The sequence below is a fragment of the Streptococcus sp. SCPM-O-B-15294 (M123) genome, from assembly GCF_058200455.1.
The window spans coordinates 57445-81478 of sequence record NZ_JBYQGU010000001.1; the positions used below are offsets into that span (position 1 = coordinate 57445).

General features: G+C 41.7%; 13 protein-coding genes and 1 pseudogene. All 14 read left to right on the plus strand.

The genetic code is table 11. The features are described from left to right. The first annotated feature begins 144 nt into the window (after positions 1-144). The 14 genes and pseudogenes from AC3E8G_RS00240 to AC3E8G_RS00305 all read left to right on the plus strand — a co-directional run bounded on the left by AC3E8G_RS00240 (position 145) and on the right by AC3E8G_RS00305 (position 23976). Positions 145-834, plus strand: coding sequence for a gamma-glutamyl-gamma-aminobutyrate hydrolase family protein (locus AC3E8G_RS00240; RefSeq protein ID WP_048716619.1), 690 nt, complete (start codon positions 145-147; stop codon positions 832-834). 236 nt (positions 835-1070) lie between these two features. Beyond that, entirely contained in the window at positions 1071-1517 is a 447-nt protein-coding gene (locus AC3E8G_RS00245; protein ID WP_042361437.1) for a dUTP diphosphatase, read from the plus strand. After that, positions 1468-2034, plus strand: a complete 567-nt coding sequence (locus tag AC3E8G_RS00250) for a histidine phosphatase family protein (RefSeq protein WP_306474995.1) — start codon at positions 1468-1470, stop codon at positions 2032-2034. The genes AC3E8G_RS00245 and AC3E8G_RS00250 overlap by 50 nt, the downstream gene beginning before the upstream one ends. A 76-nt stretch (positions 2035-2110) precedes the next feature. Beyond that, positions 2111-2215 (plus strand): annotated as a pseudogene (locus AC3E8G_RS00255) (dUTP diphosphatase); the annotation flags it as partial. Positions 2216-2224: 9 nt separating this feature from the next. Beyond that, positions 2225-2680 carry an isochorismatase family protein gene (locus tag AC3E8G_RS00260; RefSeq protein WP_120701521.1) on the plus strand — a complete coding sequence of 152 codons (456 nt, stop codon included), beginning with the start codon at positions 2225-2227 and terminating at the stop codon, positions 2678-2680. Between the two features lie 18 nt (positions 2681-2698). Beyond that, on the plus strand, positions 2699-3238 hold the full coding sequence (locus AC3E8G_RS00265) for a histidine phosphatase family protein (protein WP_120701522.1): 540 nt from the start codon (positions 2699-2701) through the stop codon (positions 3236-3238). 13 nt (positions 3239-3251) lie between these two features. After that, a complete protein-coding gene (gene radA / locus AC3E8G_RS00270; RefSeq protein WP_414257143.1) occupies positions 3252-4613 on the plus strand; it encodes a DNA repair protein RadA in 1362 nt (453 codons plus the stop codon). Between the two features lie 82 nt (positions 4614-4695). Next, entirely contained in the window at positions 4696-5391 is a 696-nt protein-coding gene (locus AC3E8G_RS00275) for a TIGR00266 family protein (protein ID WP_023027329.1), read from the plus strand. A gap of 146 nt (positions 5392-5537) precedes the next feature. Then, positions 5538-6035, plus strand: coding sequence for a beta-class carbonic anhydrase (locus AC3E8G_RS00280; protein WP_023027328.1), 498 nt, complete (start codon positions 5538-5540; stop codon positions 6033-6035). A 169-nt stretch (positions 6036-6204) separates the two neighbouring features. Next, the gene (locus AC3E8G_RS00285; RefSeq protein ID WP_229039008.1) at positions 6205-8220 is read left to right on the plus strand and encodes a DUF2079 domain-containing protein; all 2016 of its coding nucleotides are present in this window, start codon (positions 6205-6207) and stop codon (positions 8218-8220) included. A gap of 393 nt (positions 8221-8613) precedes the next feature. Further along, complete coding sequence (locus AC3E8G_RS00290; RefSeq protein WP_490676738.1) at positions 8614-10041, plus strand: Ig-like domain-containing protein; 1428 nt, start codon at positions 8614-8616, stop codon at positions 10039-10041. 73 nt (positions 10042-10114) lie between these two features. Next, the gene (gene pgfS, locus AC3E8G_RS00295) at positions 10115-11074 is read left to right on the plus strand and encodes a glycosyltransferase PgfS (protein ID WP_490676739.1); all 960 of its coding nucleotides are present in this window, start codon (positions 10115-10117) and stop codon (positions 11072-11074) included. A 20-nt stretch (positions 11075-11094) separates the two neighbouring features. Beyond that, positions 11095-14019, plus strand: a complete 2925-nt coding sequence (pgfM1, locus tag AC3E8G_RS00300) for a glycosyltransferase PgfM1 (protein ID WP_490676740.1) — start codon at positions 11095-11097, stop codon at positions 14017-14019. Between the two features lie 285 nt (positions 14020-14304). Then, positions 14305-23976 carry an SspB-related isopeptide-forming adhesin gene (locus AC3E8G_RS00305; protein WP_490676741.1) on the plus strand — a complete coding sequence of 3224 codons (9672 nt, stop codon included), beginning with the start codon at positions 14305-14307 and terminating at the stop codon, positions 23974-23976. Positions 23977-24034: the final 58 nt, after the last annotated feature.

The following is a 24034-nucleotide window of genomic DNA, read 5'->3' on the forward strand; positions in this document are numbered from 1 at the left end:
GTTTTGTTCTAGCCTCGCTAGACAAGCCTGTTTTTTGTCTATAGGTGATAAAAAATATTTATCAAGCCCTTAAAAAATACATATTAGACGCTCTTGAAGTGGGATGATAAAATAGGGAATAGAAATATCAAAGGAGGGAAGGTCATGTGTAGAACGATTGTTGGAGTATCTGCCAATCTATGTGCAGTGGATCCAGATGGGAAAAATATCCATTCGTCTGTATCTTGTAAGTTTGCGGAAACCATTAAGCAAGTAGGTGGCCTTCCTATGGTTATCCCAGTGGGAGATCCGTCTTTTGCCAAAGATTATATCGAGACAGTGGACAAGCTTATCCTCAGCGGGGGGCAAAATGTCCATCCTAGCTTTTATGGAGAAGAGATCGCTATCGAGAGTGATGACTACAATCTCGAGCGCGATCAATTTGAATTGGCCTTGTTAAAAGAAGCAGTTCGTCAAAACAAGCCTGTCCTAGCTATCTGCCGAGGAGTTCAGCTCGTCAATGTTGCCTTCGGTGGGACTCTCCATCAAGAAGTGGAAGGGCACTGGCAAGGGCTTCCTTTTGGCACTTCTCATTCGATTGAGACCAAAAAAGGTAGTGTGGTGGAGCGTCTCTTTGGACAAGCCAGCCAGATCAATTCTGTTCATCGCCAAAGTATTAAGGACTTGGCGCCCAACTTTCGAGTGACAGCCATTGACCCTCGCGATCAGACCATTGAAGCCATCGAAGCGGTGGATGGTCATCGCATCATCGGCTTGCAATGGCATCCAGAGTTTCTGGTCAAAGAAGAAAAAGGCAATCTCGAACTTTTTCGCTATCTTTTACAAGAATTGTAAACTCTTTAGGATTTTTTAAGGAGAAAGAGGTAAACTAGTCTCATCAACAAAGACCTCCTAACTTTGTTTGATACAGTTTACTTTTTTCATATAATCTCCTGCAAAAGTCTCCTCCTTTGAGGGGGCTTTGTGTGTTTGTCAGAAAAAATACGAATAGTAGTATAGGGGAGACGCTAGGCCAAAGTGATGGTATAATAGAAGAGATAGAAACTATTTAGAATGAAAGAGGAATTATGATGACAAAAATTCGTGGATTTGAACTTGTATCAACCTATACCAATCAAGACTTGCTTCCAAAACGGGAGACAGCCCATGCGGCTGGCTACGACTTGAAGGTTGCAGAACGCACGGTGATTGCGCCAGGAGAGATTGTCCTCGTGCCAACAGGAGTCAAGGCTTATATGCAACCGACAGAGGTTCTCTACCTCTATGACCGTTCCTCTAATCCTCGCAAAAAAGGTCTAGTCTTGATTAACTCTGTTGGTGTCATTGATGGTGACTACTATGGAAACCCTGGAAATGAAGGCCATATCTTTGCTCAGATGAAAAACATTACCGACCAGGAAGTGGTTCTTGAAGTCGGCGAACGTGTGGTTCAGGCTGTTTTTGCACCGTTTTTAATCGCAGATGGAGATGAGGCAGACGGAGTTCGTACTGGCGGATTTGGATCGACAGGGCACTAAGATGAAGATTATCTTTGTACGTCATGGAGAGCCAGATTACCGTGAGTTAGAGAAGCGTTCTTATACGGGATTTGGGATAGACTTGGCTCCTTTATCGGTGAAAGGAAGACAACAAGCTCAGGAACTTTGCAAAAATCCTTTGTTTGGCTCAGCTGATATACTGGTGTCTTCTGCAGTGACGCGAGCATTAGAAACGGCTTCTTATGTATCTTGTGCTACTGGGCTTCCTTTGAGAGTGGAGCCATTATTGCATGAATGGCAGGTCTATGAAAGTGGCATAGATAGATTTGAAGAAGCTAGAAGACTATTTTTAGAAAATAATGGGGAGTTGCTCCCAAATTCTCCTGTTCAATATGAGACAGCTGTAGAGATGAAGTCTCGTTTTCTAGATTGCATGGCTAAGTATCGGGAACATCAAACTGTGGTAGTTGTAGCCCATCGAATGCTGATACGGCAGTTTGTAGCAAATGAGAAGATTGATTTTTGCCAAGTGATTGAGTGTGAGCTTGATTTATAGAAAGAAGTAGAAAGTAATGAGTTATAAAGATTTTCAATCATTTACTCCGGAGAATTGTCAAGGCTATAAGAAAGTTGTAGGGGAACGTGTGGTTCAGGCTGTCTTTGCACCATTTTTAATCGCAGATGGAGATGAAGCTGACGGTGTTCGAACTGGTGGTTTTGGATCAACTGGGAAATAGAGGAATAAAATGGCAGACTATTTATTAGTTGTAGACATGCAGTCAGATTATGTTGCTGTAGGAAAAGCATATCATGAAGAACTGACTGCAGCTGTAAATGACAAAATTGCTACCTATCCCAGCGACCGAGTTATCTATATTCTCAATCGTTTTTTCTGGGAGAGAAAAGACAGAAAGAAGAAATTTGCGACCGGCTTGCTGCTTGTATCTTCTCGTATCTTTGAGAAGCGTCGGGCTTCTTGCTTTACTAATCCAGATTTAAAAGATTTTTTAGAGGGAAATGGTGCTAAAAGCATAGAATTTATAGGGGTAGATGGCAATGGCTGTGTCAAGGCTTCCGTTTTGGCAGCTGTCAAGGAGAATTATCAGGTTTCTGTCGATTTGTCTGCTGTCGGAGTTGCCAACCAGAAGAAATTCTCTAAAACACTGAAGCAGTGGCAAGATTGCGGAATCAAGATTGGATAGTTTTATGGGGATCTTAATATGAAAATTATTTTTGTCCGTCATGGGGAGCCAGATTATAGTATGCTTGATAAACTTGAAAATCCGCAACTCTATAGTGGTTTTGGTCGTGATTTAGCACCATTGACAGGAAAAGGTCGCAGTCTGGCAAAAGAAGTTGCTAAAACTGCATGTTTTGGAAAGGCAGAGATTATTATTTCATCGTCTGTGACGAGGGCTTTAGAAACAGCACATTATATAGCAGTTGAAACAGGATTGGGCTTATTTGTGGAGCCGTTTTTTCATGAGTGGCGTCCAGACATAGATGGCACTAACTCTGATTTAACTAGTGTATTGGTAGCTCATGAATATTATCTAAAACATCAAGGAGCTTTATCTGAAGATTCTCCTTATCGCTATGAAACTGATCTAGAGATGCGTCATCGTTTTTTAACAGCTTTGGAAAAATATAGAAATTATAAAACTATTATCATTGTAACTCACGGAATGCTCATGCGCCAGTTTGTGCCAAATGAAACCATTGATTTTTGCCAAGTTATTGAGTGTGAGATAGAGATTTAGAAAGAGGTATCTTATCGCTAAGAAAAAAACGACATTTATTTGTCAAAATTGTGCCTACAATTCACCCAAATACCTAGGGCGCTGTCCTAACTGTGGTTCTTGGTCTTCTTTTGTTGAGGAGGTTGAGGTTGCAGAGGTCAAGAATGCACGGGTATCCTTGACGGGTGAAAAGACCAAACCCATGAAATTGGCGGACGTGACCTCTATCAATGTTCACCGGACCAAGACGGAGATGGAGGAATTCAACCGCGTCCTTGGTGGAGGTGTGGTACCAGGAAGTCTCGTTCTCATCGGTGGGGATCCAGGGATCGGGAAATCAACCCTTCTCCTTCAAGTGTCGACCCAGTTGTCTCAAGTGGGAACGGTTCTCTATGTTAGTGGAGAGGAATCAGCCCAGCAGATCAAACTTCGTGCAGAGCGCTTGGGGGATATCGACAGTGAGTTTTATCTCTATGCCGAGACCAATATGCAGAGCGTGCGGGCAGAAGTGGAGCGCATCCAGCCTAACTTCCTCATCATCGACTCGATTCAGACCATTATGTCTCCTGAGATTTCAGGGGTGCAGGGGTCTGTTTCTCAGGTGCGTGAGGTGACAGCTGAGCTCATGCAGCTGGCCAAGACCAATAACATCGCTATCTTTATCGTAGGGCATGTGACCAAGGAAGGAACCTTGGCAGGTCCGCGGATGCTGGAACACATGGTGGATACGGTGCTCTACTTTGAGGGCGAGCGCCACCATACCTTCCGGATCCTGAGAGCGGTCAAGAACCGCTTTGGCTCGACCAATGAGATTGGGATTTTCGAGATGCAGTCAGGCGGTCTGGTTGAGGTCCTTAATCCCAGCCAGGTCTTTCTAGAAGAACGCTTGGATGGGGCGACTGGCTCTGCCATTGTCGTCACCATGGAAGGCAGCAGACCAATCCTGGCGGAAGTTCAAGCCTTGGTGACACCGACTGTATTTGGAAATGCAAAGCGGACGACAACGGGTCTTGACTTTAATCGGGTCAGCCTCATTATGGCTGTGTTAGAGAAACGTTGCGGGCTCCTTCTTCAAAATCAGGATGCCTATCTCAAGTCGGCCGGTGGTGTCAAACTCGACGAACCAGCCATTGACCTAGCCGTAGCGGTGGCCATTGCTTCTAGCTACAAGGAGCTTCCAACCAATCCGCAAGAGGCCTTTATCGGTGAGATTGGCTTGACCGGTGAGATTCGCCGAGTGACTCGGATCGAGCAACGGATCAATGAAGCAGCTAAACTAGGCTTCACTAAGATTTATGCACCTAAAAATTCTCTCCAAGGGATCGCGATCCCAGATGGCATTCAAGTGATAGCAGTCTCCACGGTAGGGGAAGTTCTGAAAAAAGTCTTTTCTTAACCAGATCTTGGAATCGTTTGCAAAAAGGTTTTTCCTGTGCTATACTTTTTCTATACTTACTAAACATAGGGGGGTACTTATTTTGCAATTTTTTACAGATAACAATGTGCAGTTCCCTTTGGTCGAGCTGTCTCTCAATCAAGGTGAAACTGTCTATATTCAACGGGGGAGTATGGTCTACCATACGCCTAATGTGACCCTCAACACCAAATTAAATGCGAGTGGCTCTGGTGTGGGACGCTTTGTGAAAGCAGTTGGACGGTCAATGGTTTCGGGTGAAAGTACCTTTATCACTCAGGTATTTGCCCAGTCTAATAATGCTTACCTAGCATTGGCACCCGACTCACCAGGTCAGGTGGTGCCACTCTACTTGGGCGAAAAGCAGTATCGATTGAACGATGGTGCCTTCCTTGCACTGGATGGTTCAGCTTTCTATACAATGGAAACCCAATCGATTGGTAAGGCTCTCTTTGGTGGTCAGGGTGGATTCTTCGTCATGACGACCCAAGGTCAAGGGACCCTCTTGGTGAATGCCTACGGCTCAATTAAAAAAATCGAGCTAAACAATCAAGAAATCACCATCGATAATGCCCATGTCGTTGCTTGGAGCCAGTCTTTGGATTATAATATCCATTTGGAAAATGGTTTCTGGCAATCCATCGGAACAGGTGAGGGTGTTGTCAATACCTTCAGAGGGACTGGTGAGGTCTATGTTCAAAGTCTCAACCTTCAGACCTTTGCTGGCTTGCTGAATCGTTATTTACCAAGACGATCATAAGATAAGAAAGGAGTGTAGAAGTCGGTTTGCTTTTGCTCTCCTTTTTCATGTAGGCTGACAACTGACAATCTGGGAAAAAGATGGTAAGATAGAGTGTAAATAATTTGGTGTTCAAACTATTTTACCAACCAGAAAGGAAGTTCCGAATGTCCTACTTTGAGAATTTTTTAAAAGCCAATCAAGCCTATGTTGAATTGCACGGCGACCTCCATCTTCCGATCAAACCGAAAACGCAAGTGGCCATTGTGACCTGTATGGACTCTCGTCTTCACGTGGCACCAGCACTGGGGCTTGCTCTGGGGGATGCCCATATTTTGCGGAATGCAGGAGGGCGCGTGACAGAGGACATGATTCGTTCCTTGGTCATCTCACAGCAACAGATGGGGACTCGAGAAATCGTCGTCTTGCACCACACAGACTGTGGAGCGCAAACCTTTGAGAATGAAGGCTTCCGTCAGCATCTGAAGAAGGAACTGGGAGTTGATGTTGGAGACCAAGACTTCCTACCCTTTCAGGATATCTACGAGAGCGTCCGGGAGGATGTCGCTCTCTTAAAAGCATCGCCGCTGATTCCAGATGATGTCATTATCTCAGGAGCTGTCTATGATGTCGATACAGGATTGATCACTGAGGTGATAGATTAACGTAAATCGTTAGCTTTTCGGCTAACGGTTTTTGTTTGCAAAGACGAAACTGAAAATTGATAGGGGTTGAAAACATAAGGCATCAAATGGTTAGAGAGGTTACAAAAATATTAGTCCAAACTAGGTTTGAAGTATAAAATTATGATAAAATATCAGTTGGAGGGATTTTATGATGAAAAAAGTTTTTAGCGATTTGTTTGCGAAAACGGAATATGCTATCATGTGCGGTATCAGTGCCTATTTGACAATGTTATTGGTAGACTTGTTGAGTGTGGCCTCACAGGATCTGTTTTTGACACTCGCCCCCTTGTCCGTATTAAAAATGGGAATCTTTTTTATTGTGGGAGGTGCCTTAATTTGTTTACATGACAAGTTGATGAAGTCAGATATACGTAGTATCACCATCATTCTTTCTTGTGTGACTCTCCTCGTAGCTATTTATAAGAGTATGTCCTTCTTTTTATCGCTGGGCTTGATTCTTTTGGCTCTAATTTTGTTTATAGGGGGGATGTTTAACAAAGAAAAGTCATCCTATTTGTATGTATCGGTCATCTTGCTAGCCACACCGCGTTTACTAACCTTAGGAAGCTCGAATTTTCAAGATCAAGCACTTGGCTTTCATGCTATTGATCTTTCCAGCACCCGATTTCTTTCAATCATCTGGCCGGTTGCTATTGCCTCCATTATCTCAGTTGCGTTTATTATTCTTTATTTCAAATTTCCGATATATAACTACTTGGAGGGACATAAAAAAATCGTTCAAACAATCGTGTTTTCGCTTGTTCTGATCTACGTCCTTTATCTTTCTGTTGTAGTGGTTTACAAAGTGAAGACAAATGAGTTGTCATCGTTTGATATTGGGATCTTTTCTCAAATGTTTGAACGGATGAATCACGATTTGACTCCGATAACGACCTTAGAAAGAGATAGAGTACTCTCTCATTTTGCCGTCCATATTTCACCGATTTTTTATCTAATGTTGCCATTCTATAAGCTTTTCCCATATGTGGAGACTTTAGAAATTTTACAACTGATCGTAGTCTTTTCAGGGATTATCCCTTTGAGATTGATCCTTCGCAAATTGAAGTTTTCTGCTCTTACAAATACCTTGACCCTCCTATGGTTTGTGTTGTTGCCGGTGATGACAACGGCAGGGGGATTCCATCTGCATGAAAATTGCTTTTTAGTCCCACTGGTCTTTTGGGTATTTTATTTCATTATTTCGGAACAAAAATGGAAGATCCTACTAGCTACCATCTTGCTATTGTTGGTAAAAGAGGATGCCTTCATTTATGTACTGAGCATGGGCTTGTACTTCCTTTTCCAAAAACGATTTGATTTATCCAAACAGACAAAAAGATGGCTTCTCTTTACAGAGATTGTCTTGCCAATCGCTTATTTCATTTTTGCCATGTACCTTCTGAGCGCCTATGGTGAGGGGGGAATGGTATCACGATTCGACGCATTCTTGCTTAATGGAGAAAGCGGGATGTTAATGGTGATTAAGAATCTATTCTTCCATCCAGGCTATGTCATTAGTACGCTACTGACTGCCAAAAGATTAGGGTATTTATTTTTAATGTTTGCTCCGGTGTGCTTCTTAGGCTTGCTCCAACGTCGTTGGTCGACTTATTTCCTCTTGATTCCACTGATAGTGATTAACCTACTGCCTAATTGGCCCTATCAGTATGATATTGGTTTCCAATATAGCTATGGAAGTGGTGCTTTAGTTTTCATCATGACGCTTCTAGCATTAGAGGATCTTAAGGAAACTAACATCCTACAGGAAAAAATAGCGGTAGCTATCGTGATAGTAGGAATTATTTTTTCTGGTAGTCTTCTACACCACTTTACTAATAATTGGTCCTTTAATATCGGCTATTACCGTCAAAATAAAGACATGTTTGATGAAATCCAAAAGACTTTAGGAAGTTTGCCAGAGGATGCTTCAGTCCTAGCTGAGGGAGCCTATACGCCGTCTCTTAGAGGACATAAAAAACTCTTTGATATTTTCTATCACAATGATAAGAAGGCGGATCCGACAATTGATTATATTGTGATTCCTCAATCTCAAAAGGATCAAAACGAAGAATACAATCAATTGCTGGTGAGTTACGAAGCTTTAGGATACCGGGAGAGTCAGTATTCGTCCTCTCACGTTTATATTTTAGAGAAGACGAAGTAAAAGAAGTGGTTCCCTCGTCTGTTTGATCAGCAGCAATAAACATATGCTGTGCGATATTTTTTCATAATGAACAATTATAGAGGCAGTAGTATATAGTAGCTACTGCCTTTTTATATAGGTTGTTTTCTTTTATTCTCGAAGTGATGAAAATGACATCTAAAAAGCCGGGAAAAGTTTGTGAAAATTTAATGAAAAAATGAACGTTAAGATAATTTTTATTTTGAAATTGAAAGGCTGTCGATGGCCTTTGTTTCAGTGTTTGAGAGGCTTTGGCTCTCCTATAAAATCGGATTGACAAAAAACTGAACAATTAGTGAAAAAACATTAAAAAATCTTGCATTTATAAACAGATATGTTACAATAATAATCAAATAATTTATAAAGGAGCATAATATGCAGACCACAAAAGCACGCGTGAAGCGAGTTTTAGCATTTATGAGTCTTTTAGTTTTATCCTTGACAGTTTTTACGACAGTCTTTGCGACTGAAGTAACCAGTTATACGATAAAAACTGAAATTAAGGTTGATAACCAACCGTTAACTGCCGACACGAAGATCACTACTGGTCAAACGATGGAGGCGACAAACGAGATTAGTTTCCCTGACTCACAGCAGATCAATGCTGGTGACACATTGGTTCTAGATCTTCCAAAAGAACTAGGTCTGGTGACCAAGCTTGAGTTTCCAATTGTACATGAAAATGGTGAAGTAATTGCGAATGCAGTGACAGATCCAAGTACGCAAAAGGTGACCATTACCTTTACAGACTATTTCACTGAGAATTACAAAGATAAGGTAATGACCTTGAAGTACAACGTCCGTCCAAATGCGGCAAACCTGCCAAAGACGGGAACTTACTACTTTACATTTGGTAGCACTAACTTCACATTGAACTACAACAAGGACGATGGTGAAGCTGGTGACTATGAAATGAAGTATGGTTACCAAGATCCAGAAAATCCTAACCGGATTAAATGGCGCATTGTCTTGAATGCGGTTCAAGACAAGTTGAACAACATGGTCATCAAGGATGACTTCAGCGACAGCGGACAAGTCTTAGTAGAAGGTTCTCTACGTGCAGTTCGTTATGCGACTCAACCAGAGAAGATTCCGAATGAGGCAGCTCTTCTTAAGTTGGAACCAATTGATAACTTCACGAACAAAGCCGAGTTTACCAGAAATGCTGATGGCGGCATCACAGGATTCACGATTAATTTTGGGGATAACTGGAACTGGGCTATGTACATTGAGTACACAACAGAGTTGAAGTCAGCACTTCCTGAAGGAAGTAAAGTGGCCAACGTCCTAGAATGGTCAGCTAGCAACTTTGACAAGTCTCGCTCAGTCAACGCCTTGACACGTTTGGAAACTGCTTCAGGTAGCGGTAGTGGGGATCGAACAACCACTACAACGACGACAACTGTGGCACCAACGACCACGTCAACAACGACGACTGAGGAGCCTACAACAACGTCGACCACGACGACTGAGGAACCTTCAACTACGTCAACGACGACAACTGTGGCACCAACGACCACGTCAACCACGACAACGGAGGAGCCTTCAACTACGTCAACGACAACAGAGGATTCAACAACCACCACAACCACAACGACAACTGAAGGACCAACCACTACAACAACTCCTGGTGGGCCAACCACCGGTGACACGACTGAGTCAACACCAGGTGGCGGTACAGGTGGTGGTCGTAAGAAACTTCTTCCAAGTACAGGTGAAGTCGTGGCAACTGGTCTTGTAATTTCAGGAGTCATTGTCCTCATCGGTGCGATCGTGTTAAAACGTAAAATTTCTAATAAATAAACAAAGAGTTTCCGTATGATGGAGAGAGCGAAAGCTCTCTCTTTTTTGGGAGATATCTAGATGGAGAAAAGGGATGAAATTATCAATACTCATTACACTACTCAATGAGGAATTAGTACTAGCTCAGACGCATGCAGCTATTTCGGCCCAGCTGGAAGACATGCTTGGGAAAGATCTTTCGGATTATGAAATCCTTTATATTGATGATGGGAGCAATGACCGAACCTTTGAGCTGATCGAAGGGATTGCCAGAGACAATAATCGGGTCAAATATATTCGCTTTAGTCGAAACTTCGGCCGGGAGAGCGGCATCTTGGCTGGATTTAAGTATGCGACGGGAGATGCGGTCATGGTCATGGATGGTGATTTGCAACATCCGCCCTATCTCATCCCGCTCTTTTTGGAGGCCTACAAGGAAGGCTACGATATCGTCAGTGGCCAGCGGACTCGTGACGGTGAATCCTTTGTGGGTAGTACCTTTGCTCGTCTCTTTTACTTCCTATCTAACCGATCGATGGATGTCCATTTGACGGATGGGAAATCCGAGCTCAGACTTCTTAGTCGCAAGGCTATCAACGCCTTTGTATCCATGCCGGAATACAACCGATTTAATAAAGGTCTGTACGAATGGATTGGCTTCAAGGAGAAAGTCATCCCCTATAAAAATGAACTTCGTAAGGCTGGAAAGAGTAAGTTTGGCTTCAAGAAATCCATGAACTATGCCATTCAAGGGATTATTTCCTTTAACGACCGCCCTCTTCGCGTTTGTATCCAATTTGGCTTTATCTGTCTGGGCTTGGCTATTCTTTACTTGGCTTTTGAATTGATGAAGTATATCTTTGCTCCGGGGGATTATGTGAGTGGGTATTTCACCACCATTGCGGCCATCATTCTCTTTAGTGGGGTGCAGCTAATCTTTATCGGAATTCTTGGAGAATATATCGGGAAGATTTATTACGAAGTGAAGCGTCGCCCTCATTTCATTATTGAAGACACCAATATTGAAAAGGCTAAAGAAGATACCATCGGATAAGGAAGATAGGAGATAGAAAAATGTTTGTCTGGACCAAGCCTTGGCAAGAACTTTGGAAGAGAAATCCCAAGAGCTTGCTGTATGCTTTTAGCGCCATGCTCCCAATGGCCATCATGTTGGTCGTTTGGGCTTTTATGGGGACTTTTCCATTTGGAGACAAAAGCTTGATGGCTGTTGACTTTGGTCAACAATACATCAGCTTCTTTGGCTTGTTGAAACATGCCGTGCTCTCCGGAGATTTATCTAGTTTGAGCTATTCCTTTACCAAGTCTCTGGGGGGAGATATGATAGGGGTACTCGGCTACTATTTGATGAGTCCTTTTAATATCATCTATATTTTGACACCCCTCAAGTACTTTGGGTTTGCGGTCTTCTTGACCATTTGGCTTCGTTACGGAGCTATTGGGATGGCCTTTGCCTTCCTCTTGATCAAGCGGTATAAGGGCTTGGAGTCTAGGAAATGGCTGGTGCCCCTCTTTGCGACGGCTTATGCCTTGTCTGGGATGCTGGTGTCTTATCAGATGAATGTCATTTTTTATGATGCCATGATCATGCTTCCCATCGTCATCGTCTACCTAGAAGAACTACTGGATGGAGGCGCTCCTTATCGCTATGCCTTTGCCTTAGGCTTGACGGTCTTGCTCCAATTTTATATGGGCTATATGATCTCCATTTTCATCGCCTTGTATGCTTGCTATTATGTATCGCCAAAGCTGATGGTCGAAGGAGATTGGAAGAAGAAAATTAGAAACGTCAGTCTTCCCCTCTTGCAGGCAGTGATCTATTCGATTATCGGGATTGCACTAGCCTCTGTCATCCTCTTGCCGGTCTTCTTCAACCTCATTGAAAGTAAGGGCCAGGTCGGAGGCGGGATGACCTTCTCATTGGCCTTCCAAATTAACCCATTGGATATGTTTGCTAAGCTAGTTGTGGGTGGCTTTGATAACACCTCAGGCTGGTCTGCAGGGCCAAATCTTCCCAATATCTATATTGGAGCCTTGGGGCTACTAGGCTTTGTCTCCTATTTCTTGTCGAAAAAAGTTGTCAGAGTCAAGAAGTGGGCTGCTGGTCTGGTCACCCTTGTCTTCTTTATTTCCTTTGTCAATGAATTTGTCAGCAAGATTTGGCATATGGGGCAAAACCCAGCTGGTTTCTTTTTCCGCTTCTCTTGGCTATTCTCTTTCTTTATGCTCATTCTAGCCTATCAAGCGATGAAAGAAAAAATTGTGCTTTCACGTATCGCCAACCTAGTGATTGGTCTGGTGTTAGCGTTGGCAGTTGTCTATGTCTATTCGCAGAACTATAGCTTCATTGCCAAGCTTCAACCGTCTGGTGTATCCCGTTACATCACCCGCTTTACCGCCCTTCATTTGTTGGCCCTTCTGGTTGTTGCCTCCTATGGCTTTTATAGCTATTGGGACAAGTCCAAGAAGAGCCAGAAAGAAAAGCTTACTCGGATTGGCTGGACGGCCGGTTTCCTTGTCCTTGCCCTCATCCTTTTAAAAGCAGGCTATTTGTTATCCCAGGTTGGGATTACCGTTTTGATGTACTTGCTTGTCCTTCTGGTCTTGAACCAAAAATGGTCTCGCTTGTCCGTCGTGATCTTATCAGCCTTGACCTTCTTTGAGCTGGGCTACAATGCCTATCTTTCTCAGGTGACCTTAGGCTATGACAGTGTCCATAAGTTTGCAGATGCTGCTGTATCGGTCAAGCGTGTGACGGACAAAGTCCAGGCAGATGCAGATGAGAAATTTTACCGGATTGCGACCGACTTTGCCTATTCTCGAACAGTTCCATCCTTGGTATCTTATCCGGGCTTAAGCACCTTCAGCTCGAGCTTAGAACGGTCGACCATGGACCACTTTGCCTACATGGGGGATCTGGGGGTCAATGCAGCCACAGAGTATACCAATGGGACGCCTTTGACGGATGCTTTGTACGGTGTTCGCTATTACATGCATGCCAAGGAGTTCGATCCGAAAGAGATGGAAGCTCATCCAGAAAAGATGTATTTCTATCGCTTTACCAACCGCTTTGACATGGGGCGTTACTACACAGAGAAGGTCTACGAAGACAACCGCTTTGTCGTCTATAAAAACCCTCATTCCTTCCCTTTGGCCTATGGGACTAATTCCCTCGTGAAGAACATTCAGTTTGGGGCCAATAATGCTTTTGCCAACCAAAACATTATCCTCAACTCGATGGAAGGCCATCAAAAGAATACGGGCGATTATGTAGAGTATTTCAAACCCTTGGCCTTTACTGGGATTGAAACAGAGAATTTGATAGAAGAAAAGGTCAACAAGGAGACAGGAGAGGCCATCTATCGACGGGCAGATTCTTCTAAGGAAGGTATTATCCGCTATAAGGTCATTCCACGTTCCAACAATACCTATTACTTCTTTGTGCCAGCGTCTTTGATTCCTAAGCAAGATTACTCTGTCCTGGTCAACAACAAATGGTTGCCAAACACCAAGACCTTTACTCAAAGACAAATCTGGCAATTGACGGACATGACCGAAAATCAAGAGTCGGTGATTGAGTTCCGCTTTAGAACAGATACCATCGACATGAGCCAGGCGGGTGTCTATCGAGCCGAGCTGGATCAGATCCAAGAAGTACTTGAGAAGCGCAAGGAACAAGGTCTGAAGGTGACCAAGTTCAGCAATACTCATATCGAGGGGGATGTCACCATTACAGATGATAGTAATGTCATGATGACCTCCATCCCATACAGTGCCGGCTGGCAGGTAAAAGTGGATGGTCAAGCTGTCACGACCGAAAGAGCCTGGAATAGCTTCCTATCTTTCCCAATCACCAAAGGGAAACATCAGGTCGAGTTTGTCTTCAAAACCAGAGGAAGTTTTATCGGTGCCCTACTGTCTATTGTCGCAGTTGTGAGTCTCGTCGTTATTAGAAAAAGATGGAAAGAGGAGCATTCTTAAGGTTCCCAGTAAGTAAATGATTTGTTAAAAAAGTTGAGACTTCAGTCTCAACTTTTTTCTATATTATTAAGAACAAAAAGTGTCAAAAAACGTATGATAAAAAAATGGACTAAATGGGAAAAAAAGTAAAAAAATGTTAAAAAATAGAGGGAATCCTCGTCTGAATATTCAGAAAGTTTGAGGATAAGTAACAACTCTGATATATTTAGTTGACGGTGGTCAACAAGTCTGGTAATATTTGTTATGTATCAAAGAATATAAATATGAAAAAGGAGATACAAATAAATGAAGGAAATGTTTAATAGACGTCAGCGCTTTTCTTTGCGAAAGTATAGCGTTGGCGTTTGTTCTGTATTACTTGGGACAGCGCTTTTTGCTGTAGGAGCTCCGACAGTAGCTGCGGATGACTCTATTGCGCCTACTGACACAAACAAGGAAACAGTAGCAAGCGTTCAACCTGAGTCGACTCAAGCGGCGCAAGATACTGCGACTACAGCTCCAACTGGGACATATGCTGAGGGAGCAACAGCACCTAAAGTGGATCTCTCAAACTCTACTTTAGCAACTGAAGCTAAAGCAACAACGGAAACTCCAACTGCAACTTCAGAAAAAGCTGAGGAAGCAAAACCAGCAACAGCTGAAGCAGGTGTTACTGCTGAAGAAGCTGCTAAACCAGCAGAAAAAGCTGAAGAAGCAAAACCAGCAACTGAAGCAAAACCAGCAACAGCTGAATCAAATAAACCACGCGTACGTGGACGTCGTGCTGTTACTAATGAAGCAGTTTCTGCAGATCACAATACTAACCCAGTAAGCGTAAGCACTTACTTAAAAGATGGTGAAACAGTAGATCCAACCATTACAAATCCTAATGGAGCAACTGTAAGTTCTCAACCTGTACCAGCTGGGTACGCAAGAAAAGAAGGAGATTGGTATACATACAGTATCGTAGATCTTACTAAGTTTAATGAACGTTATGGTAGAAATTATTATACACGTGCGTACAAGAGATTTGATGAATCTACAGAAACTATAGTAGAATTAATTGATAAAACTACTGGTAATGTAGTAGAAACTAGAACTGTTAATGCATCTAGTGGTGTTCAAAAATTCACGACTACTACAGCAGCGTCTAATGGAGAATTAACTTGGCAAGTTGAATACGATAAAGGAGAAGGTGCTGGACCTGGGAAAACTAACCAACCATTTATTCAATTGCAGTATGAAGTTGGTGCTCATATCCAAGCTTTTGTAGCTTCTGGACATAACCTTACTCCAGATGAGCAAAAATTATACGATGCTGTTTATGCTGCTCGTAGATCAACAGATATTATTAACGTTGTAGAACCAGCTTACAATGGGCGTTCAATTACTGAAACTAACGCTAAAATTCCAGTGTCAGTTGACAAAACAACTTACTATAGAGTAGTTGATAAAAATAACCCAACATTTAACGCTAATAAAACAGATAAAACTGTTCAAGACTACGTACCAAATGGTAATGAAGTAGACTTAGCTAGATACACTCTTAAAGCTATGGAAGGCCAAAGCTTTACAGCATCTGGAGAGCGTCAATTCGATGGCTATAAATTGTATCAAACAGCTGATGCGAACGATAAATCAGGTTTTGTAAGCCGTCCTTATACAGTTGGTACTAAATTCATGGATGCGGACCGTTATGGTATTAAACGTATTAAAGAAATCGTAGGTGAAGATGGAACCGTAGTAGTTCGAGTTTACTTACTAGATCCAAAACAACAAAGCAAACGTTCTGATGGTACATTAAGCACAGATGGATATATGTTACTAGCAGAAACTAAACCGATTAAACCAGGTGATTACAATAAAGAAGATTTAGTAGTTAAGAAATCACCTCTTAACACAATTGCTTTCACTGGTACTGACGGTGTTAATCATCCTAATGGAGTAGAAGTTGATTTTGGTTTCCAAACTGCAGCAGGATATACACCTAAGAAAACAGTATTTGTACCATTCTTAGGGGATGGTATTGGTCACTCTTCACCAAATTCACAGTTAGAACGTGGAGTTCCTGGTATTGGTGTAAATGTTGACTTATTAAACTCACTAACACCATATAAACAACCAATTTACTACTATGTTAAACAAGAGCCAGTTGAGGTAACTCCAGAAGTTGAAAAACAATTAGATGGACGTGTCTTAACAGATGGCGAGTTCACATTCAAGTTAACAGAAGATAGTAGCAGTCCTGATAAACACGAAGAAACTGTTACTAACAAGGACGGCAAAGCGACATTCAGCAAGCTTACTTTTAACAAAGCTGGTACTTATAAATACAAGATCACTGAACAAAAGGGTTCTGATACAAACGTTGACTACGATGCAATGACTGTTACCATGACAGTTACTGTAACTGAGAATTCTAAAGGTGACTTGCAAGCAACTGTTAAATACAGTGCTGAAGGCGGATTTAGCGCAAGTGCTGATGATAAGATCTTCAACAACTATGTTGTAGCTCCTGTTAAAGTGAAATTTGACTTCACTAAGAAATTGGCTGGACGTGAGCTTAAAGATGGCGAATTCAAGTTCATCCTTAAAGATGCAAACGGTCAAGAAGTTGAAACGGTTGCCAACAAAAAAGATGGAACTGTAACCTTTACAGAAATTTCATTTGACAACACTAAAGTAGGTACTCATACTTATACTGTAGAAGAAGTAATCCCTGCAACCAAAGAAGTAGGTATGACGTATGACACGATGAAAGCAACGATCACTGTTGAAGTTGCTAAGAACGGTCATGCTCTTACAACTGTAACCAACGTATCATCAACAGGTGGGGTAGATGCGAACGGTAACGCTACTGATGGAACAGAGGATAAAGAGTTCAACAACAAGATCACTCCTCCAGAGACTCCTGAGTTCCAACCAGAAAAATTCGTTCTTAATAAAGAAAAATTTGACATCACTGGTACAAAACTCGTTGACGACGATGATGAGTTGACAGATGAGTATGCAGATACAAATGCAAACCCATATGCTGACAAAACTGCTAACAACGAAGCAGAAAACATCAATACCAAGACTGTTGAACGCGGTGAAAAATTAGTTTACCAAGTATGGTTGGATACTAAGAACTTCACTGACAAGAACAACATCCAATCTGTAGGTATCTCTGATACATACGATGCAGAGAAATTGACTGTTAACGTTGGTGACATCAAAGCTTATGACAGCGTAACTGGTGAAGATGTGACAGCTAAATTCGACATTAAGGTTGAAAATGGTGTCATTACTGCAACATCTAAAGCATCAATGAACAAATCTTTAGGTGATGCAGAAAATACTCAAGTTATCGACACAACTAAATTTGCATTTGGTCGCTACTACAAATTCGATATCCCAGCAACTGTTAAAGATTCAGTAGCAGGTGGAGTAGACATCGAAAACAAAGCTAACCAAATCGTTCACGTATACAACCCAGTAAGCAAATCTGTAGAAACTCCAGAAAAACCAACTCAAAAACGTGTGAACAGTGTCCCAATCACTGTAGAATTCAACTTCACAAAACGTTTGGAAGGTCGTGAGCTTAAAGCTGGCGAATTTACATTCGAGTTGAAAGACAGTGATAATGTTGCGATTGCGACTGCAACCAACGATGCAGCTGGTAAGATTAAATTCTCTCCAGTAGAGTACACAAATAAAGCTGGTGAAAAAGTTACAGCCCTTAAGTACAAGAAGGGTCAAGAAGGTACTTACACTTACTCTGTAACAGAGGTGAAAGGTACAGACGCAACTGTCACTTACGATACAATGAAGGCAGAAGTAACTGTAACAGTATCACACGACGGTACAGCGAAAGCATTGATTGCTAACCTAACTGAACCAGCTGATAAAGAGTTCAACAATACAGTAACTCCTCCAACAGAACCTAAGTTCCAACCAGAGAAGTATGTATTGAATGAAGCGAAATACTCAATCACTGATAACAAACTTCTTGATGATGATGCTGAGTTGACTGATAAATATGGTGAAACAAATACTGATCCATATGTTGATAAAACAAACAACAACGAAGCAGCAAATATCAATACCAAGACTGTTAACCGCGGAGATAAGATCTACTATCAAGTATGGTTGGATACAACTAAATTCTCAGCAACTAACAAAGAAAACGTTCAATCAGTAGGAATCACTGATGACTTCGATGAAACAAAAGTTGATGTCGTTGCTTCTGAAATTAAAGCCTACGATTCAGTAACTGGTGAGGATGTAACAAACAAATTCGACATTAAAGTTGAAAATGGTGTGATGACTGCAACTCTTAAAGATGGCTTCACGAAGTCATTGGGTGATGCAGAAAACACTCAAATCATTGACACAACTAAATTTGCATTTGAACGTTACTACAAATTTGATATCCCAGCAACTGTTAAAGCTGACGTTGCAGGCGGAGTAGACATCGAAAATACTGCGGCTCAAGTAGTTAACTACTACAACCCAGTAAGCAAGACTGTTGAAAAACCAAGCAAACCAACTGAAAAACGTGTAAACAACGTACCAGTTGAAGTAGAATTCAACTTCACTAAACGTCTAGAAGGACGCGAATTGAAAGCTAACGAATTCAGCTTTGTATTGAAAGATTCAGAAGGAAAAACTCTTGAAACTGTAACCAACGATAAAGATGGTAATGTGAAATTCTCAGCTCTTACATTCAAGAAGGGTGAAGAAGGCGTTCACAACTACACTGTTGAAGAGGTTGCAGGTACAGATGCTACTGTGACATACGACACAATGAAAGCAACTGTAACTATCACTGTTGAACACAAAGGTACAGCTAAAATTTTAGTAGCTAAGCTTGGCGAAATCGCTGATAAAGAGTTCAACAACGTAGTAACACCTCCAACTGAACCTAAGTTCCAACCAGAGAAATTCGTTCTTAACAAAGAACAATTCGATATCACTGGTTCGAAACTCGTTGATGACGATGATGAGTTGACAGATGAGTATGCAGATACAAATGCAAACCCATATGCTGACAAAGATACCAACAACGAAGCAGAAAACATCAATACCAAGACTGTTAACCGTGGAGATAAGTTGGTTTACCAAGTATGGTTGGATACAACTAAATTCTCAGCAACTAACAAAGAAAACATCCAATCTGTAGGAATCTCAGATGACTACGATGAAGCGAAATTGGAACTTGATGCTACTAAGATCAAAGCTTACGATTCAGTAACAGGTGCTGAAGTAACAGATAAGTTTGATATTACTGTTACTAACGGAGTTATTACAGCAACTCTTAAAGCTGGCTTCACTAAGTCACTAGGAGATGCAGAAAATACTCAAGTTATCGACACAACTAAGTTCGAATTCGGACGTTACTACAAGTTCGACATTCCAACAACAGTGAAAGCTGATGTTGCGGCTGGTGTAGATATTGAAAATACTGCAGCGCAAGTAGTCAACTACTACAACCCAACAACTAAGAAGGTTGAAACTCCAGAAAAACCTACTCAAAAACGTGTGAACAACGTTCCGGTACCAGTAGAGTTCAACTTCACTAAACGTTTGGAAGGTCGTGAGCTTAAAGCCAATGAATTCAGCTTCGTACTTAAAGATTCAGAAGGTAATACTCTTGAAACTGTAAGCAACGATGCAGCAGGAAACGTTAAGTTCAAAGCTCTTGAATTCAAGAAAGGTCAAGAAGGCGTTCACAAGTATACAGTTGAAGAAGTCGCAGGAACAGATGCAACAGTATCATACGATACAATGAAAGCAGAAGTAACTGTAACAGTATCACACGACGGAACAGCTAAAGTATTGGTTGTAAACGTTACTGATGCTCCAGATAAAGAATTCAACAACCGTGTAACTCCTCCGGAAGAACCTAAGTTCCAACCAGAGAAGTATGTATTGAATACAGAGAAATTCTCTATCACTGATAACAAACTTCTTGATGATGATGCTGAGTTGACTGATAAATATGGTGAAACAAATACTGATCCATATGTTGATGGAACTTCAAACAACGAAGCAGAAAACATCAATACCAAGACTGTTAAACGTGGCGATAAGTTGGTTTACCAAGTATGGTTGGATACAACTCAATTCGACGCAGCTAACAAGGACAATATCCAATCAGTAGGAATTTCAGATGACTACGATGAAGCTAAATTGGAACTTGATGCTACTAAGATCAAAGCTTACGATTCAGTAACTGGCGATGATGTAACCGATAAATTCGACATCACAGTTGAAGGTGGAGTGATCACTGCAACTCTTAAAGCTGGCTTCACTAAGTCACTTGGCGATGCAGAAAACACTCAAATCATCGATACAACTAAGTTCGCATTTGGACGTTACTACAAGTTCGACATCCCAACAACAGTGAAAGCTGATGTTCCTGGTGGTGTAGATATCGAAAATACTGCGGCGCAAGTAGTCAACTACTACAACCCAACGACTAAGAAAGTTGAAAAACCAAGCAAACCAACTGAAAAACGTGTGAACAACGTTCCAGTTGAAGTGGAATTCAACTTCACAAAACGTTTGGAAGGTCGTGAACTTCAAGCCAACGAATTCAGCTTCGTTCTTAAAAATGAAGCAGGTGAAGTCGTTGAAACTGTAACGAACGATGCAGAAGGAAACGTTAAGTTCTCAGCTCTTGAATTCAAGAAAGGCCAAGAAGGCGTTTACAACTACACTGTTGAAGAAGTGAAAGGAACAGACGCAACAGTTACTTACGATACGATGAAGGCTGCAGTGAAAGTCACAGTATCACATGATGGAACAGCTAAAGTTCTTGTAGCTACTGTTGGCGAAATCGCTGATAAAGAGTTCAACAACCGTGTAACTCCTCCAGAAGAGCCTAAGTTCCAACCAGAGAAATACGTATTGAACACAGCGAAATTCTCTATCACTGATAACAAGCTTCTTGATGATGATGCTGAGTTGGCAGACAAGTATGCAGATACAAATGCTAACCCATACGTTGACAAAGATACTAACAACGAAGCAGAAAACATCAATACTAAGACTGTTAAACGCGGCGAAAAGATCTACTATCAAGTATGGTTGGATACAACTAAATTCGACGCAAACAACAAAGACAACGTTCAATCAGTAGGCATCTCTGATGACTTTGATGAAACGAAAGTTGATGTAGTAGCTTCTGATATCAAGGCTTACGACTCTGTAACAGGAGCAGACGTAACAGATAAATTCGACATCACAGTTGAAGGTGGAGTAATGACTGCAACCCTTAAAGCTGGCTTCACTAAGTCACTTGGCGATGCGGACAATACTCAAATCATCGATACAACTAAATTCGAATTTGGACGTTACTACAAGTTTGATATCCCAGCAACTGTTAAAGCAGACGTTGCAGGTGGAGTAGATATCGAAAACACTGCGGCTCAAGTAGTCAACTACTACAACCCAACTTCTAAGACAGTTGAAAAACCAAGCAAACCAACTGAAAAACGTGTGAACAGTGTACCAGTTGAAGTAGAATTCAACTTCACGAAACGTTTGGAAGGTCGTGAGCTTAAAGCTAACGAATTCAGCTTCGTTCTTAAGAATGCAGCAGGTGAAGTTGTTGAAACTGTAAGCAACGATGCGGCTGGTAACGTTAAGTTCTCTAAACTTGAGTTCAAGAAAGATCAAGAAGGTGTTCACAACTACACAGTTGAAGAAGTGAAAGGTACTGACGGAACCGTTACATACGACACAATGAAAGCGAATGTAACAGTTACGGTATCACACGACGGAACAGCTAAAGTTCTTGTGGCAACTGTTGGCGAAATCGCTGATAAAGAGTTCAACAACGTGGTAACTCCTCCAGAAGAGCCTAAGTTCCAACCAGAGAAATACGTTGTCTCTGAAGAGAAATACGATATCACTGGTGACAAGCTCGTTGATGATGATAAAGAGTTGGCAGACAAGTACGCAGATACAAATGCGAACCCATATGCAGACGATGCATCTAACAACGAAAAAGAAAACTTGAATACTAAGTCAGTTAACCGTGGCGATAAGTTGGTTTACCAAGTATGGTTAGACACAACTAAATTTGATGCAAACAACAAGGACAATATCCAATCTGTAGCTATCTCTGATGACTACGATGAAGCGAAATTGGAACTTGATGCTTCTGCAATCAAAGCCTATGACTCAGTAACAGGTGAAGATGTCACTGCTAAGTTCGATATCGTTGTAAACAATGGTGTCATCACTGCAACCCTTAAAGCTGGCTTCACTAAGTCACTTGGCGATGCAGATAACACTCAAATCATCGATACAACTAAATTCGCATTTGGACGCTACTACAAGTTCGATATTCCAACAACAGTGAAAGCTGATGTCCTTGGTGGAGTAGATATCGAAAACACTGCAGCGCAAGTAGTTAACTACTACAACCCAACTACGAAGAAAGTTGAAAAACCTGAAAAACCAACTGAAAAACGTGTGAACAGCGTACCAGTCTCTGTAAACTTCAACCTTACTAAGAGACTTGAAGGTCGTGAACTTAAAGCTAACGAATTCAGCTTTACTCTTAAAGATGAATCAGGCAAGGTTCTTGAAACTGTAAGTAACGATGCAGAAGGAAACGTTAAGTTCTCAGCTCTTGAGTTCAAGAAGGGTGAAGAAGGCGTTCACAAGTATACAGTTGAAGAAGTGAAAGGTACTGATGGTACTGTCGCTTACGATACAATGAAAGCTGTTGTAACTGTTGAAGTGAAACATGACGCAGCTACGAAAGCTCTTGTAACAGTTGTGACTGAACCAGAAGATAAAGAATTCAACAATAAGGTAACTCCTCCTGAAACTCCTGAGTTCCAACCAGAGAAGTATATCTTGAATGCAGAGAAATTCGATATCACTGGTACGAAGCTTCTTGATGATGACAAAGAATTGGCTGATAAGGTTGCGGATACAAACGTAGATCCTTATGCTGATAAGACTGATAACAACGAAGCAGAAAACATCAATACTAAGACTGTTAAACGTGGCGATAAAGTTGTTTACCAAGTATGGTTGGATACTACTAAGTTCACAGAAGCTCACAATATCCAATCAGTAGGAATCTCTGATGACTACGAAGAAAACAAGGTAGACATCGACGTTGCGAACATCAAAGCTTACGACTCTGTAACAGGAGAAGATGTCACTGCTAAGTTCGATATCAAGGTTGAAGGTGGAGTAATCACTGCAACTTCTAAGGCAGACTTGACTAAGTCACTTGGAGATGCAGAAAATACACCAGTCATCGATACAACTAAATTCGCCTTCGGACGTTACTACAAGTTCGATATCCCAGCAACTGTTAAAGCAGACGTTGCAGGTGGAGTAGACATCGAAAATACTGCGGCTCAAATCGTTCACCAATACGATCCAACTAGCAAGTCAGTGAACAAGCCAAACAAACCAACTGAAAAACGTGTCGTCAACGTTCCAATCTCAGTAGAGTTCAACTTTACTAAGAGACTTGAAGGCCGTGAATTGAAAGCTGGTGAGTTCAGCTTCACCTTGAAGGATCAAAATGGTAACGTGATTGAAACAGTTACAAACGATGCTTCTGGTAACGTTAAGTTCTCAGCAATTGAGTACAAGAAGGGTGAAGAAGGCACTTACACTTACACAGTTGAAGAAGTTAAAGGTACTGATGCTACAGTTATCTATGATACAATGAAAGCTGTTGTAACTGTTGAAGTGAAACGTGATGGTAGCGCGAAAGCTCTTGTTACTAACGTAACAGATCCAGTGGACAAAGAGTTCAACAACAAAGTTGTTCCTCCAGTACCACCGGTAACACCTCCAACGCCACCAACACCACCAGTTACACCTCCAACACCACCAACAACACCACAACTCCCTGCTACAGGTGAAGAACAATCAGCTTCTGCTGCATTGTTAGGTGCTGCTCTTGGTTTGGTAGGACTTGCTGGTCTTGCAAGACGCAAGAAAAACGAAGACTAAACAAGTGGTAGAAACCAACGATTCGCACTAGGATCGGAAATGGATTAGTTTTCCACAA